General features: G+C 63.0%; 16 protein-coding genes. 15 read left to right on the top strand and 1 reads right to left on the bottom strand.

Annotated elements, in window-relative coordinates; all coding sequences use genetic code 11:
- Positions 1–47: 47 nt before the first annotated feature.
- Positions 48–2,141, bottom strand: a complete 2,094-nt coding sequence (gene pta / locus MOV80_RS22975) for a phosphate acetyltransferase (protein ID WP_043590402.1) — start codon at positions 2,139–2,141, stop codon at positions 48–50.
- A gap of 672 nt (positions 2,142–2,813) precedes the next feature.
- Between pta and MOV80_RS22970 the strand changes: the two genes are divergently transcribed.
- From MOV80_RS22970 to MOV80_RS22900, 15 genes are all read left to right on the top strand, one after another.
- The gene (locus MOV80_RS22970) at positions 2,814–3,923 is read left to right on the top strand and encodes an aromatic ring-hydroxylating dioxygenase subunit alpha (RefSeq protein WP_043590401.1); all 1,110 of its coding nucleotides are present in this window, start codon (positions 2,814–2,816) and stop codon (positions 3,921–3,923) included.
- A gap of 213 nt (positions 3,924–4,136) precedes the next feature.
- Positions 4,137–4,664 carry a hypothetical protein gene (locus tag MOV80_RS22965; protein WP_081575974.1) on the top strand — a complete coding sequence of 176 codons (528 nt, stop codon included), beginning with the start codon at positions 4,137–4,139 and terminating at the stop codon, positions 4,662–4,664.
- Positions 4,661–5,551 carry a DMT family transporter gene (locus tag MOV80_RS22960; protein WP_233423304.1) on the top strand — a complete coding sequence of 297 codons (891 nt, stop codon included), beginning with the start codon at positions 4,661–4,663 and terminating at the stop codon, positions 5,549–5,551. The genes MOV80_RS22965 and MOV80_RS22960 overlap by 4 nt, the downstream gene beginning before the upstream one ends.
- Positions 5,552–5,596: 45 nt before the next feature.
- On the top strand, positions 5,597–6,445 hold the full coding sequence (locus MOV80_RS22955) for a DMT family transporter (protein ID WP_240333825.1): 849 nt from the start codon (positions 5,597–5,599) through the stop codon (positions 6,443–6,445).
- A 48-nt stretch (positions 6,446–6,493) separates the two neighbouring features.
- On the top strand, positions 6,494–7,009 hold the full coding sequence (locus MOV80_RS22950; RefSeq protein ID WP_118268134.1) for a ClbS/DfsB family four-helix bundle protein: 516 nt from the start codon (positions 6,494–6,496) through the stop codon (positions 7,007–7,009).
- Between the two features lie 64 nt (positions 7,010–7,073).
- Positions 7,074–7,436: an STAS/SEC14 domain-containing protein gene (locus tag MOV80_RS22945; RefSeq protein ID WP_019100258.1), complete on the top strand. Its 363-nt coding sequence runs from the start codon at positions 7,074–7,076 to the stop codon at positions 7,434–7,436.
- 109 nt (positions 7,437–7,545) lie between these two features.
- On the top strand, positions 7,546–9,858 hold the full coding sequence (locus MOV80_RS22940) for a Tex family protein (RefSeq protein WP_107731811.1): 2,313 nt from the start codon (positions 7,546–7,548) through the stop codon (positions 9,856–9,858).
- Between the two features lie 222 nt (positions 9,859–10,080).
- Positions 10,081–10,431, top strand: coding sequence for a hypothetical protein (locus tag MOV80_RS22935; protein WP_107731812.1), 351 nt, complete (start codon positions 10,081–10,083; stop codon positions 10,429–10,431).
- A 61-nt stretch (positions 10,432–10,492) separates the two neighbouring features.
- Positions 10,493–11,269: a DUF4123 domain-containing protein gene (locus MOV80_RS22930; protein WP_107731813.1), complete on the top strand. Its 777-nt coding sequence runs from the start codon at positions 10,493–10,495 to the stop codon at positions 11,267–11,269.
- Positions 11,266–11,823, top strand: a complete 558-nt coding sequence (locus MOV80_RS22925; protein ID WP_249605535.1) for a DUF3304 domain-containing protein — start codon at positions 11,266–11,268, stop codon at positions 11,821–11,823. Before MOV80_RS22930 ends, MOV80_RS22925 begins: the two co-directional genes overlap by 4 nt.
- Positions 11,811–12,254 carry a hypothetical protein gene (locus tag MOV80_RS22920; RefSeq protein WP_146176075.1) on the top strand — a complete coding sequence of 148 codons (444 nt, stop codon included), beginning with the start codon at positions 11,811–11,813 and terminating at the stop codon, positions 12,252–12,254. The genes MOV80_RS22925 and MOV80_RS22920 overlap by 13 nt, the downstream gene beginning before the upstream one ends.
- Before the next feature lie 2 nt (positions 12,255–12,256).
- Positions 12,257–12,805: a DUF3304 domain-containing protein gene (locus MOV80_RS22915; RefSeq protein ID WP_107731815.1), complete on the top strand. Its 549-nt coding sequence runs from the start codon at positions 12,257–12,259 to the stop codon at positions 12,803–12,805.
- Positions 12,793–13,215, top strand: a complete 423-nt coding sequence (locus tag MOV80_RS22910) for a hypothetical protein (RefSeq protein ID WP_146176076.1) — start codon at positions 12,793–12,795, stop codon at positions 13,213–13,215. The genes MOV80_RS22915 and MOV80_RS22910 overlap by 13 nt, the downstream gene beginning before the upstream one ends.
- Before the next feature lie 14 nt (positions 13,216–13,229).
- Positions 13,230–13,790 (top strand): DUF3304 domain-containing protein, encoded by a 561-nt coding sequence (locus MOV80_RS22905; protein ID WP_118268133.1) that lies wholly within the window; start codon positions 13,230–13,232, stop codon positions 13,788–13,790.
- Positions 13,791–13,852: 62 nt separating this feature from the next.
- On the top strand, positions 13,853–15,577 hold a 1,725-nt coding region (locus MOV80_RS22900), incomplete at its 3' end, for a DUF2235 domain-containing protein (protein WP_249605534.1).

Below are 15,577 nucleotides of genomic sequence, written 5' to 3'. Positions count from 1 at the left end.
AGACTTTCTCACACTACGCTACTACTCAGAGACTTTGAACAGGTTCTTTAGATGGACTCGCCTTGCTCGGCCTGCAGCGCGGTCAAGGCGATGGTGTAGACAATGTCGTCCACCAGCGCGCCGCGCGACAGATCGTTGACCGGCTTGCGCAGGCCTTGCAGCATCGGGCCCACCGACACCACATTGGCTGAGCGCTGAACGGCCTTGTAAGTGGTGTTGCCCGTGTTGAGGTCCGGGAATACGAACACGGTGGCGCGGCCGGCCACTTCGCTGTCCGGCGCCTTCTGGCGGCCTACCGATTCCACGCTGGCGGCGTCGTACTGCATCGGGCCGTCTATCATCAGATCCGGGCGCTTTTCCTTGGCGATGCGGGTGGCTTCCCGGACTTTCTCCACGTCCGATCCGCTGCCGGAGGAGCCGGTGGAGTAGGAGATCATCGCCACACGCGGCGGAATGCCGAAAGCGGCGGCGGAGTCCGCCGACTGTATGGCGATGTCGGCCAACTGTTCGGCGTCAGGATCGGGGTTCACCGCGCAGTCGCCGTAGACCAGCACCTGCTCCGGCATCAGCATAAAGAACACGCTGGACACGATGCTGGCGCCCGGCGCGGTCTTGATCAGCTGCAAGGCGGGGCGGATGGTGTTGGCGGTGGTGTGCACCGCGCCGGACACCAGGCCGTCCACTTCGTCCAGCGCCAGCATCATGGTGCCCATCACCACATTGTCTTCCAATTGCTGTTCGGCCATCGGAGCGTTCAGGCCCTTGCTCTTGCGCAGCTCGACCATGGGGGGCACGTAACGGCCGCGGACCTCGTTGGGATCGATGATTTCCACCGACTCCGGCAGTGTCACGCCCTGGGCTTCCGCCACTTGCAGGATTTCGGCGCGCTGGCCGATCAGCACGCAGCGGGCGATGCCCTTCTCGTGGCAGATGGCGGCGGCCTGGATGGTGCGCGGCTCGTTGCCTTCCGGCAGCACGATGCGTTTATTGGCCTTGCGCGCCTTTTCCATCAGCTGGTAACGGAAGGCAGGCGGCGGCAGGCGCAGTTCCTGAGGCGTGCCGATGTATTGTTTCAGCGGCGCCACGTTCAGGTGCTCGGCGACGAATTCGATCACTCGCTCCATGCGCTCGCGGTCGTCGGACGGCACTTGCAGGCTCATATTGTTGAGCGCGCTGCTGGTGTCGAAGGTGTTGGATTCGCTGGCCATCACCGGCATGCCGCCGGTAAAGGCCTGCTGGCACAGCAGCATGATGCGCGGGTCCGGCATCGAATCGCAGGTCAGCAACAGCCCGGCCAGCGGCACCCCGTTCATCGCCGCCATCGCGGTGGCCAGCACGATGTCCTCGCGGTCGCCGGGAGTGATGATCAGCGCGCCGGGCTTGAGCAGGTGCACGATATTAGGAACGGTGCGAGCGGTCACCACCATGGTGCGCACGCGGCGGCTGGTCAGTTGGCCGGCGTGCAACAGCCGCGCCTTCAGATGATTGGCCACGTCCAGGGTGCGCGGCGCCAGCAGTTCCGGCTCGTGCGGGATGGCGCCCAGCATCGGCAGCCGCGCCTTTTTCATCAAGCTGCCGCTTTCCAGCACCTCGGTGGCGATGTCCTGAGCGTTCTGGTCCTTGGGCACCCGGTTGAGGATGTAGCCGGCGATCTGGCCGCCCTGGCCGCCGCCAAAGGCCTGAATGCTCATTTCCAGCTGCTCGGCGATCTCGTGGCTGGCCAGGTTGTCGGCCGCGCTGACCAGGATGGTCTGCGCTTGCAGATTGCGCGCGATCTTCGTGTTTAGAAAGGTGGAGAACACCTGTTTCTGGTCCGGCACCAGGCCCTCCACCAGCACCACGTCCACCTGATTGGCCGCCTGTTGATACAGGCTGACCACTTCTTCCATCAATTGATCCACCTGGCCTTTTGACAGCAGGCGTTCCACCCGCTCCATCGGAATCGGCTCCGGCGGATTGAGCCGGCAGATGGCGCGGGCGAAGTGGGTGGAGCGTTCCGGCTCCTTGGGGTCCGCGCCCTGGGCGATGGGTTTGACGAAGCCGACGCGCAGGCCGGCTTGCTCCAGGCTGTGGATGGCGCCCAGCGCCACCGAGGTCAGGCCGGCGTTGAAGCCGATGGGAGCGAGGAAAAAGGTTTGCATGTTTTCAGAGGCTTTCCTGTGACGCGCGGGGGGAATGGGCGCGAACGACGGTCCGGCACCGACCGAGCGGTGTCGCAGGCTGCAGGCGCGTGGCGCGATGAGTCGTAAAATTTGGCATTTAGGCAAAAATCAGCGGTTTTGTCGCCATGGATCCCAAGCTTGCGGCCGCGGCGGCGAGGGTGGGTTCTCGCTGTGGCGGGCACGGCTTTTCAATCGGTATAGCATCGCCGGAAGCTGGCGTCAGCGCTGCCGGGCCATCGGCGAAAAGCATGGCTGCGCCTGTATTTACGCGGCAGGCATTGTAACTGGCGGCATATCGGCTACAGTCCAGAAGGGGCCGTGGCTCAAAGCCGGACGGAGGCGATGACGGTGATTATAACATCATGAATTAAGCGACTCTAATATTGCATTGCAGCGTGAATGCTAAATCTTTGATTCCTATCAAAAATATTATTCTAAGTATGATTTGGGTACGGCAAGCTGATGTTTTTACGCCAAAAACCTACTTCCGGTAGAGAGGAAAGGCTTGCCCCAGTGGGGGGGCGGGGGCATAATCCGCCCCTCTGTTGCAAGGTTCGGCCTTGTTTTTGTTGATTGTTTTTGATAGTCCCGCAAACTCGTTTTAAGCGAGATTCGGCTGGTCTTATATCTTCTACCGGAGGTGTGGGAATAATGTCTGATCTGGCTTCCGCGCAGATGCTTCAAGCATCTGCTGCCCAGCTACCCGTCTATACCTATTTTGATCCTGCCTATTACGCTCAGGAACAGCGGCTGCTGTTTGGAGACGCGCCCATCTACTATGGCCATGAGCTGATGACGCCCAACGCCGGCGATTATCAGACTCTGGAATGGATGGGGCACGGCAAGATGCTCAAGAATGTGGATGGCCGGATCAAGCTGATCTCCAATGTATGCCGTCACCGCCAGGCCATCATTTATAAGGGCCGCGGCAACGGCAATCATATCGTCTGCAATTTGCATGGTTGGACTTACGACGCCGAAGGCTCTTTGCTGGGCGCGCCGCATTTCCCGGAGACGCCGTGCTTGAACCTGATCCAGACCGAACTGACGCGTTGGAACGGCCTGCTGTTCGACGCGCGCCGCAATGTGGCGCGCGACCTGGAAAACCTGGGCGTGGCCAAGCACATGAGCTTTGACGGCTACGCCTACCATTCCAGCCATCTGACGGAGTACGCCTTCAACTGGAAGACCTTCATCGAAGTGTATTCCGAGGACTACCACGTCGATCCCTTCCACCCCGGCCTCGGCAATTTCGTCGATTGCGACGATCTGAAGTGGGAGTGGGGCGCGCAATACCATGTACAAACCGTGGGTGTGAAGAACCAACTGGCCACCTCCGGCTCCCGCGTCTACGGCAAGTGGCACGAGGAAGTCCGCCGCCGCTATGCCGATCAGCAGCCGGAGTTCGGCGCCATTTGGCTGACGTACTACCCCAACATCATGGTGGAGTGGTATCCGCATGTGCTGGTGGTCAGCGTGGTGATGCCGCGCGGGCCGGAGCAGTGCACGGTGTTGACCGAGTTCTACTACCCGGAGGACGTGGTGTGGTTCGAGCCGGAGTTTATCGAAGCGGAGCAGGCGGCCTATTTTGAAACCGCCAAGGAAGACGACGAGATCTGCTACCGGATGCACGAAGGCCGCCGTGCCTTGTGGATGCGCGGCGAGAGCGAGGTGGGGCCTTATCAATCGCCCACCGAAGAAGGCATGCTGCACTTCCACGAGTTCTACCGACGCAAGATGGGCGAGGCGCTGACTGGTTAAGCGACGGCTTGCGGTGTCATAATGCAAAGGCGCGGACTTGTCCGCGCCTTTTTTACGAGCCTGTTCAAAGTTTGCCGCGCGTTGGAAGGCGTCACGCGGGAGGACCGCTGCAGAATGCTCATGTACCGTCAGCACATGCCGCTGCTTCCGCCGTCTTCGTCTTGTCTTGCTCGCCGGATTGTGAGCAGGCTCTTATCTGGTTTGCCCGATTCCATGCTCAAAACGCTTTTCCGCTGTTTGCCCTTGTCGCTGGCCTTGCTGGCTCCGTTGGTCCAGGCCGCTGTCTACACCGATGCCGTGAGCCGCGTGCGTTTCAATGTGCCGCCGGGCTGGAAGGTTCGCCCCAGCGTGGTGGACGGCCAGCGCGTGCTGCGGGTGGTGCCGCCCAAAGCCGATCAGCGCGAGCGCGCCGCCATCGATGTGCAGGTGTTCTCGCGCAAGCCGGGGCGCGGCGACACCCTGGCCCGGCTGGCGCAAAAATACCGCCGGGAGGACGACAATCGCGAAGCCGCCAATTTCGCCCGCGTCAACAGCCGCAGCGGCCGGCTGGTGACCGAATACCGCGACGGCCGCTTCGTTTCCAATCGGCTGTGGATTGTCCGCCACAACCTGCATGTGTTTCAGTTGGGGGACAAAAAGCGCATGGCCGAGGCACGCTGCGCCGCCAACGCTTCTGAATTCAAAACCTATCGTCGGCAGATGGAGGCCATCTGCCTGTCGCTTGAATTGTTGAAGCGATGACGCCGGCGTTGAGCGACGGCGCGCGGGCCATGGGACGGCGCTTGCGCCAAGGCCGGCTGGGTTCCGGCTGGATGGTGGTGGCGGCGTTGTGTTTTGCGCTGATGAGCATGTTCGTCAAGCTGGGCGCCGACGCCTTCGCTTCCACCGAGCTGCTGTTCTGGCGCACCGCCATCGGCGCGCTGGCTTTGGGCGCTGCGATGGCCTGGAAGCGCCAGTCGCCGTGGACGCCGCATTGGCGCGGGCACGTCAAGCGCAGCTTCGTGGGCTACGCGTCCATGGTGGCGCTGTTCTATGCGCTGACCCGGCTGCCCTTGTCCACGGCGGTCACGTTGAACTACACCTCCTCGCTGTTCTTCGCCTTGCTGTGTGTGATCAAGTTGAAAGACCGGCTGACGCCGCGCACCGGCCTGGCCCTGTTGCTGGGCTTCGTCGGCATCGTTATCCTGCTGCGCCCCACTTTCAGCTCAGAGCAGTGGCTGGCAGGCTTGATTGGTCTGATGTCCGGCGTCAGCGCCGGCTTCGCGGTGTTTCAGGTGCGCGAGTTGGGGCGGATGGGGGAGCCGTCCTGGAAGGTGGTGTTCTGGTTTTTCGCCATTTCCAGCGTGTTCGGCGGCATCTGGCTGGCTTTGGGGCCGGGTTTCAGCGCGGTGACGGCGGACAATGTCTTGCCGCTGCTTGGGGTTGGCGTGTGCGGTATGTTGGGACAATTGGCGATGACCCGCGCTTACAAGGACGGACGTAAATACCTGGTGGCCAGCTTCGGCTATCTGACGGTGCTGTTTTCCGCGCTGCTGGGCGTGGTGTTGTGGGGCGATCCGCTGAGCGCCTGGTCGCTGGCGGCGATGGTGTTGATAGTGGGGTCCGGCCTGATGGCGGCCTTGCGTTGAAGCAGAGCTTGGGGGTTCAACAAGAATGAATAAGGATAATGTGGTTTGACTAGTGGAAAGTGGCGCCTGGGTTCGGGCTGGATGGTGGTGGCGGCGGTGTTTTTCGGCCTGATGGGGGTGTTCGTCAAGCTGGGCGCCGAATATTTCTCCTCCACCGAGCTGGTGTTCTGGCGCACTCTGGTGGGCGTGGTCACGCTGGGCGCGGCGGCTTTGTGGCGGCGCGAGCGCTTCTCCACGCCCTTGCTGCGCTATCACGTGCAGCGCGGCCTGATCGGCTACGCTTCCTTATTGCTGTATTTCTACGCCATCGCCCATTTGCCCTTGTCCACGGCGGTGACGCTCAACTACACCTCGCCGATGTTCCTGGCGCTGCTGTCGGTGGCGCTGTTGCGCGAGCGCCTGCCCAAGCAGGCGCTGGCCGGCCTGGCGCTGGGCTTTGTCGGCGTGGTGCTGTTGCTGCGGCCCACCTTGTCCAGCGAGGCCTGGGTGGCCGGTTTGCTTGGCGTCGGCTCCGGCCTGCTGGCCGGCTGGTCCTATCTGCATGTGCGGGAACTGGGCCGCCAGGGCGAGCCGGAATGGAAGGTCGTGTTCTATTTCGCGCTGATTTCCACGCTGGGCGGCCTGCTGTTGATGCTGTTTGAAACCTGGCATCCGGTGACGCTGGAGAACGCGTGGCTGCTGCTGGGCTTGGGCGCCACCGCCACCATCGCCCAATTGGCGATGACCCGCGCCTACAAGGTGGGGCGCAAGCTCTTGGCCGCCAATCTGTCTTACCTGACCGTGGTGTTTTCCACTTTGCTGGGCGTCGGCTTGTGGGGCGACCCGCTCAGCGCCGCCGGCCTGGCGGCGATGGGTTTGATCATCGTCAGCGGCATGTTGGCCAGCCGGCGTTAAGCTGCCACCATGGTCCGGTGTTTGACCGGACGCGGCGAGGGAACGGCGATGACGGTGCCTGCGGGCAAGGCCGCCTTGTTGGCGGCGATGAGGGACGAATACCGGCGCTTGAGCGCGGTGCTGGCGCGGGTGCCGCCGGAGCGCGCTTTCGCTCAGGAAATGGACGGGCACGCCAAGGGCAGCCGGATGAGCGCCGCGGACCTGATGGCCTATCTGCTGGGCTGGCAGGCGCTGGTGCTGAAGTGGCATCGATTGGAGCGGGATGGCTTGCCTATGGACTTTCCCGACACCGGCTACCGTTGGAATCAGTTGGGCTTGTTGGCGCAGAAGTTCTACCGCGATTACGGGGATGTCGACGACTGGGCGCGGCTGTGCGCGATGCTGGACGATAGCCAGCGTCAGGTAGAGGCGCTGGTGGAGAGCTATTCCGACGAGGCGCTTTACGGCGGCCCCTGGTACGACAAATGGACGCGCGGGCGGATGATTCAGTTCAATACCGCCTCGCCCTGCCGCAATGCCCGCGGGCGGCTAGCCGCCTGGCTCAAGACGCTGCCGGCCGGCTGAAAAAGCTTGCCGCGCCAGTGCGGCCAAGCCTTAAAATGAAAGCGACACAGCAAAGGAGAAGGACATGATCTCGATACGCGAACAACACTACGGCCTGGACGTGGCGCTGTACAACGAATTCACGCTGGCGGACTTCAAGCTGCTGGAGGAGGCCCTGCTCAAGCGCCAGTCCGAGCGTGCAAAGCCCGATCTGCTGCTGGACCTGACCGAACTGAAGGATTTCACGCTGGACATGGCGCTGGAAGAGGTCAAATTCATGCGTGCCCATGAAAATCACGTCGGCCGCGTGGCGCTGGTGGTCAGCGATGTTTGGATCAAGCTGGCCGCCCACATCGCCGGCTTGTTGTCCAATACCCGCACTCAGTATTTTGATACCGCGGAAGAGGCCCAGGCCTGGTTGGAAAGCCCGGTGGCGGCGGGGACCTGACTTGTCCGGCGGCGCTGATTTCGGGACGCCCAATGCGGCGTCCCGGTTGATTTTGTCGGCGATGGCGGTACAGTAGCGGTTTTTGTTCAACTCGAAAGAATAAAAACCGATGTTGAAAAGCATTTCCAGCCGCCTGGCGGCCGAACTTTCCGTCCGCGAGGCGCAAGTCGCCGCCACCATCGACCTGATAGACGGCGGCGCCACCGTTCCCTTCATCGCCCGCTACCGTAAGGAAGCCACCGGTGGCCTGGACGACACCCAGCTGCGCACGCTGGCCGAGCGCCTGGTCTATCTGCGCGAGCTGGACGAACGCCGCGTCAGCATCCTCGGCAGCATCTCCGAGCAAGGCAAACTGAGCCCCGAACTGGAAGCCGCGCTCTATGCCGCGGACAACAAGACCGCGCTGGAAGACCTTTACCTCCCCTACAAACCCAAGCGCCGCACCAAGGCGCAGATCGCGCGCGAAGCCGGGCTGGAGCCCTTGGCCGACGGCCTGTTGACCGATCCTAGCCAGGACCCCAACGTCGCCGCGGCCGCCTATGTCAACGCCGAAGCCGGCGTGGCCGACGCCAAGGCGGCGCTGGACGGGGCGCGCGCCATCCTGATCGAGCGCTTCGCCGAAGATGCTGAGCTCTTGGGCCAACTGCGCGAAAAGCTGTGGAACGAGGGCGAGCTGGTTGGCCAGGTCGTGGCTGGCAAGGAGAACGAGGGCGCCAAGTTTTCCGATTATTTCGAACACCGCGAAGCCATCCGCGCCACGCCCTCGCACCGCGCGCTGGCGTTATTGCGCGGCCGCAACGAGGGCGTGCTGAGTCTGACGCTGAAATACCAGCCGGACGAAACCCCGATCACCGAACGCTCCGCCTACGAGCAACTGATCGCCGCGCGCTTCGGCGTGCGCGACGCCGGCCGTCCGGCCGACAAATGGCTGCTGGACACCGTGCGCTTGTGCTGGCGCGCCAAGATTTTCCTGTCGCTGGAGCTGGAACTGGTGTCGCGGCTCAAGGACGCCGCCGACGCCGAGGCGATCAAGGTGTTCGCGGACAATCTGCATGATCTCTTGCTGGCGGCCCCGGCCGGCCAGCGCGCCACCTTGGGCCTGGACCCGGGCCTGCGCACCGGCTGCAAGGTGGCGGTGGTGGACGGCACCGGCAAGCTGCTGGACACCGCCACCATTTATCCGCACGAGCCGCGCCGCGATTGGGACCGTTCGCTGGCGGTGCTGGGCGCCTTGTGCGCGCGTCATCGCGTGGATCTGATCGCCATCGGCAACGGCACCGCCAGCCGGGAAACCGACAAGCTGGCGCAGGAGCTGATCCGCGCCTATCCGCAATTGGGCATGACCAAGATCGTGGTGTCCGAAGCCGGCGCTTCGGTATATTCGGCGTCGGAACTGGCGGCGCGGGAATTCCCGGACCTGGACGTATCCCTGCGCGGCGCGGTGTCCATTGCCCGCCGTTTGCAGGACCCGCTGGCCGAACTGGTGAAAATCGATCCCAAGTCCATCGGCGTCGGCCAGTACCAGCATGACGTCAACCAGAGTCAATTGGCGCGCGCCTTGGACGCTGTGGTGGAGGATTGCGTCAACGCCGTCGGCGTGGACGTCAACACCGCCTCTGTGCCGCTGCTGACCCGCATCTCCGGCCTCAACGCCACATTGGCGGCCAATATCGTGTCCTATCGCGATCAGAACGGCGCCTTCCGCAGCCGCAAGCAATTGCTGAAAGTGCCGCGGCTGGGCGACAAAACCTTCGAACAGGCGGCCGGCTTCCTGCGCATCCGTGATGGCGATAACCCGCTGGACGGCTCCGCCGTGCATCCGGAAGCCTATCCGGTGGTGGAGCAGATTGTGCTGAAAACCGGCCGCGAGATGAAATCGCTGCTGGGCGATTCCGGCTTCCTCAAAACCGTGAAGGCGGTGGACTACACCGACGAACGCTTCGGCCTGCCCACGGTGATGGACATCCTGCGCGAGCTGGACAAGCCGGGCCGCGACCCGCGTCCGGAGTTCAAGACCGCCACCTTCCAGGACGGCGTCGAGGACATCAAGGACCTGCAGCCGGGCATGGTGTTGGAGGGTGTGGTCACCAATGTCGCCAACTTCGGCGCCTTCGTCGATATTGGCGTGCATCAGGATGGACTGGTTCACATCTCGGCCTTGTCCAACAAGTTCGTCGACGACCCGCGCAAGGTGGTCAAGGCCGGCGATGTGGTCAAGGTCAAGGTGATGGAGGTGGACGCGGCGCGCAAGCGCATCGCGCTGACCATGCGCTTGGACGACACGCCGGGCGCCGGCAATAGCCGCGGCCTGCGCAACGACGGCCCGCGCGCGCAGGACCGGCGCGGCGGCGATCGCCAGCGCGGCCAGCAACCGGCCGGCGATACCGCGATGGCGGCGGCGTTCGCCAAACTCAAGCGTTGAGGCGGCTACAGTGAGAAACGGCGGGGGACTCCCCGCCGTTTTTTAATTGTAAAAGCGCGACGAGGAGCTAAAGCCGCGCTGTTGCGCAGTTTATATGGTCTTAATAAAAACAATTTTAGTTTGAATTTTAATGGCATATTTTTAGGATAAATCCTATATAAACAGGCTGGCCATTAAGTTAATGTATTTAGCTTCTTCGTTGTATCTTCCGGAGAAGCCGCCATGCCGCCACAACAGCACTACCACCTGAAGATCGCCGACCTGCCGGCCGAACTGCTGTCGGTCGAATCCTTCACCCTGCACGAAACCTTGGGCCGGCCCTTCGCCGCCGATATCCGCGTCACTTCCGCCCGCCAGGACATCGACCTCGTCTCCCTGCTGGACCGCTACGCGCTGTTCTCCATCCACGGTCTGCACTCCGGCCTCGCTGCTCGCCAGCGCCGGCCAGGCCATCCACCTGCAAGCCGGCGACGACATCAACCTGGGCAGCGGCGAATCGCTGCACGCGGTGGCGGTCAGACCCTGCCCTTGCCGGAACTGCTGGCCTCGGTGTGCAAGGAATGCCTGCGCTAAGCCTTGGCGAGCGCCAATCCGCTGGTCCCGCTGGAAACCGCCGCCTAGGCAAGGAAGCGATATGACCGAACTCCACCACCGCTATCTCGACCAGCTCAGCGCCGCCGCGGCGCAGCGGCGCTACGGCCATCTGGACCTGCTGCTGGACCCCGCCGCCGACGGCGACAACTGGCTCCGCCGCATCGCCCTGATCCAGCCGCCGCTGGAATGCCTGCCCCTGTTCGACGACACCCTCTTGAGCGATCTGCGCCAGGATTCGCCGCTGCTGGTGCGGGTGATGCTGTCGCAGCCCGGCCATTGCGACTGGCTGGACAGCACGCTCAGCATGCTGTGGCAGCAGCCGCAATGGCTGGCCCTGCTCAGCCCCAGCCCGCTGCCCACCCTGGCCCAACAACTGCGCCGCTGCCTGCTGGCGGAGCTGGACGACGGCGCCACAACGCTGCTGCGCTACTACGACCCGCGGCTGCTGCGCGTGGTGCAACAGGTCCTGGCGCCGGAGCAATCCGCTGCGCTAAATCACAATATCGACCGCTGGCTGTGGCGCAACCGCGACGGCGAACTGGCCAGCCTCAGCCCCCCGGCCGACAACATCCCGGCGGCGGAAGCGCCGCTGCGGCTGAGCGCCGAGCAGCGCCAGCAACTGGAAGCCTATGTCGAAGCCCATGCGCTGCTGCAACAGCGGCTGGAAGACGAACCGGAACTGAGCGGCCGGGAAGCCTTATTGGACCAACTGGCGGCGCTGAGCTGTCAGGCGGACGCCCAATCGCTATGGGAAGAGCCGGGGCGCGGCGACTGGATTGCCAAGCAATTGGCCGCGCAAGCCGGCACATCGCCATGACTAGTCGTCTCCTCAGCACCATCTTGCGTGCCTTAGGTGGGTTCTGGCTCGCCGTGCTGCCCTGGCTGCCGGCACAGGCCATGGGCAATAAACCGTCCACCGAAATGGTTCCCGCCGGCGTCGAAGGCTATAACCACACCTCCGCCAATATCAACCGCTTTAGCGTCAACCGCGCCGGCGGCCCCAATGCCAGCCCGTTTAGCGGCGGCGGCAAACAATCCTGCTGTGCCTCATTGTCGCGCCAATGGCGGCCTGGACTGATGGCCACCGTCGAGTGGGAAAAAGACCCCAACCCCCGTGATCCTGCGCTGACTTCCTTACGTCCTAACTCACGGGAATGGGCCGACGCCTACGAGCGCCATGCCGCCAACTACACCCAACACCGCGCCGTCGTAGAAATCCCACGCTATGAGAAATCCTGTGGCCTCAACGTCCACTTCCTGCCATGCGATCAGATCAGAGTGGTGAGCTATTGCGGTGGCTATTACGGCGATCCTGGCTACCCCGTACAAGAACCCCTCAGAATGCAGGAGCCCAAGACATGTCCCAAATAGACAATCGTCCCAAGCCCGAAGCGGTACAGCTTCGCTCAGCCCCCTTCCCCGAAAGCGGCCTGCTACCCACCACGCTGGCCGAACGCCGGCAGAACCTGAACGTACAGGCCGGTGACGAGAACGCCGAAAAAGCCCGCCGCCGCCGCCGAGCCGCCGAGGGCGGCCCGGCCTATTCCTCGACCAGTTGCACCAAGCGCATCACCATTTCCTTGTTCTTCGATGGCACCAATAACCATGAGCCATCGGACCGTGAAGCCAAGCCGCCGAACACCTCGAATATCGCCCGGCTGTTCCATACCGCTTTCTCCACGGAAGCACACGGAAAGACACGGAAGGACACGGACAGAACCCCCAAAGCCCGCGCCGTGTTTTTCCCTGTGTTTCCGTGCTTACCAGCTTGTGCCGTTTCCCATCACCGCAAAAGGAATTGACCATGTCTGAGTTCGCCACCTGGCGGTCCTCCCAAGCCAGCCTAGCCCTGCTGGCCTGCGCCATGCTGTTGCCGGTCCAGGCCATGGGCACCAACCCGGCCATGGAGATGCTCCCCGCCGGCGTCGAGGGCTATAACCACACCTCGGCCAACATCAACCGCTTCAGCGTCAACCGTGCAGGCGGCCCTAATGTCAGCCCATTTAGCGGAGGCGGCAAACAAATTTGCTGCGCCGCGCTGCCGCGCCAATGGCGGCCCGGTTTGATGGCCACCGTCGAGTGGGAAAAGGATCCCAACCCCAGGGCTCCGATTGCACTGGATAGAACCGGGCGTCAGTACGATATGGAAGCCTACGAGCGCCATGCCGCCAACTACACCCAACACCGCGCCGTCGTCGAAATCCCGCGCTATGAGAAATCCTGCGGTGTACAGGTCCATTTTCTGCCATGTAATGAGGTCCGTGTGGTCAGTTCTTGCTACGGTCCGCGTCACCCTGACTACCCCTACAAGGAGTTCTACCAGATCAAGGAGCCTAAGACATGCCCCAAGTAGAGTCACGTCCAAGCCCGGAAGCCGTGCGCATTCGTTCCGGCCCCTTCCCGGAAGGCGGCCTATTGCCAACCACCCTGGCCGAGCGCCGGCAGAACCTGAACGTGCAGGCCCGCGACGAGAACGCCGAAAAAGCCCGCCGTCGCCGTCGCGCCGCCGAGGGCGGCCCAGCCTATTCCTCGACCAGTTGCACCAAGAGCATCACCATCTCGCTGTTCTTCGATGGCACCAATAACCATGAGCCGTCGGACCGTGAGGCCAAGCCGCCGAACACCTCGAATATCGTCCGGCTGTTCCATGCCGTTTTTGCCACGGAAACACACGGAAGGGCACGGACAACACCCCCAAGCCGGACCCGTGTCTTTCCCTGTGTTTCCGTGCTTACCCGCTTGTGCCGTCCCCCGTCACCATAAAAAAGGAGCCCATCATGTTTGATTTCGCCATCCTGTGGCGATTCACCCAACGCAGCCTGACCCTGCTGGCGCTCGCCGTGCTGCCCTGGCTGCCGGCCAGCGCCATGGGCCGCAATCCGGCCAATGAGATGCTGCCCGCGCCGGTTTCCGGTTACAACCACACCTCGGCCAATATCAATAACTTCAGCGTCAACCGCGCCGGTGGTCACAACATCAGCCCTTTCAATAATGGTGGCGGTTCCCAGTCGTGCTGCGCCTCGCTGCCGCGCCAATGGCGGCCCGGTTTGATGGCCACCGTCGAGTGGGAAAAAGATCCCAACCCCAGGGCTCCGATTGCACTGGATAGAACCGGGCGTCAGTACGATATGGAAGCCTACGAGCACCATGCCGCCAACTACACCCAACACCGCGCCACCCTCGAAATCCCGCGCTATGAGAAGTCCTGCGGTGTGCAAGTCCATTTCTTGCCTTGCGATGAGGTCCGCGTCGTGAGTACTTGCCGCAGCCCCCTGCACCCTGATTACCCCTATAAAGCGTTCTACCAAACCAAGGAGCCCAAGACATGTCCCAAATAGACGAGCGTCCACCGCCGGCAGCAGTGCAGCTACGTGCGGCCCCTTTCCCTGAGGGCGGTTTATTGCCAACCACCCTGGCCGAACGCCGGCAGAACCTGAACGTACAGGCCCGCGACGAGAACGCCGAGAAAGCCCGCCGCCGCAAGGCCGCCGCCGAGGGCGGCCCGGCCTATTCCTCGACCAGTTGCACCAAGAGCATCACCATTTCGCTGTTCTTCGACGGCACCAACAACCACGAGGAATCCGATAGCAAGACCAAGCCACCGTGCACTAGCAATATTGCTCGGCTTTATCACGCGACCTTGGGCATAAGAAAACAAGACGTTGGCAACGTAAACAAACCAGCCGCTACGATGAAAGATCAAGGCTTATACCGCTACTACATTCCCGGCGTCGGCACCCGATTCCCGGAAATCGGTGAGCTGAAGCCGATGAGCAGTGGCCTGATCTTCGCCAACGGCGGCGAGGACCGCATCAACTGGGGGTTGACGCGAATCATTGATGCGTTGTCGATTAACTACACCGGCGATGGATTAAATGATGAGGTGGCCAAAACGCTGATCACCACACAGATGCGCACCGCCGGCTCGCAGCCGAACGGCTACCGTTACCGCCAGGATGCCTTGCAGCCGCACCTGGAGGCACTGGCCGAGGCCCGCTACGCCAGGTCCCGGCCGACGGTGCTGGGCATCCGCCTCTACGTTTACGGTTTCTCGCGCGGCGCCGCCGAAGCCCGGGTGTTCGCCCGCTGGCTGGAGGCGCTGACCCGCCCCGAAGACGCGCCGGCCGACGCGGTGGACGTCCAGCACAGCCTGATCGGCATCCCGATCTCGATTCGCTTTATGGGCCTGTTCGATACCGTCGCCACCGTCGGCCTGGCCAATAGCGTGCCGATGTGCGACGGCCACATGGCCTGGGCCAGCGACAGCCAGCTGCGCCTGTCCGACAACCCCCTGTTCCTGGAGCAGTGTCAGCACTTCGTCGCAGCCCACGAGCAGCGCGCCAGCTTTCCATTGGACAGCATCCGCCGCCGCGACGACCCCAAGCAGGCCAATGCCGCGTCGCGCTACCGCGCCGGCTGCGTCGAGACCCTGTACCCCGGCGTGCACAGCGATGTCGGCGGCGGCTACAGCATCGGCGAGCAGGGCAAGGGCGTGGATCCCGAGTTTCCCAAACGGCAATGGCTGCTGCTGTCGCAGATACCGCTGCACGATATGTACCGCGCCGCTTTCGAGGCCGGCGCGCCCTTCACCCTGCCGGAACTGGCGCTACCACTCAGCGTGCGCGAGACCGAGCCGTGGCGGGTGATGGGTCCGGAGACTCGGGCTGAATTTTTTGTATCTCCTGAACTGGTCACCCGCTTCAACGCCTGGCTGGAACAAGCCCAGCCTGGTGGGCTGGAAGACGTGTTGCGCAGCCAGATCGCCTGGATCACCGGCTGGCGCATCCACCGCTGGATACCTGGGTCGCGCTGCTTTTACGAGTCCGCGCACAGCCAGCCGCAGCAGGACTATTTCAAGCGCTGCGACGGCAAGGACCAGCCAAAACCCTTGCGCCAGGCGCTGGAGCGCGAGCATGGCCGGCAGTTGCAGGAGGATCTGGCCCGGCGCGACAACAAGCCGCCACCGCAGTTGTCGCCGGAGCAGCAGAAGCAGCGCAATGAGGACCTGGCCTTGATCGCGTCGGCCCAGCAGCGAGTCAATATCGACAAAGGCTTTGAGCCGGTGCTGGACCAGCAGCAGATGGAGCACGGCGCCAAGGACTTCCGCAAGGACTATGTGCCGGAA

Origin of the sequence: Chromobacterium sp. IRSSSOUMB001 (assembly GCF_023507765.1) — a bacterium.
In the GTDB taxonomy this organism is placed as follows: domain Bacteria; phylum Pseudomonadota; class Gammaproteobacteria; order Burkholderiales; family Chromobacteriaceae; genus Chromobacterium; species Chromobacterium haemolyticum.
This window is presented reverse-complemented; position numbering and strand designations above follow the sequence as displayed.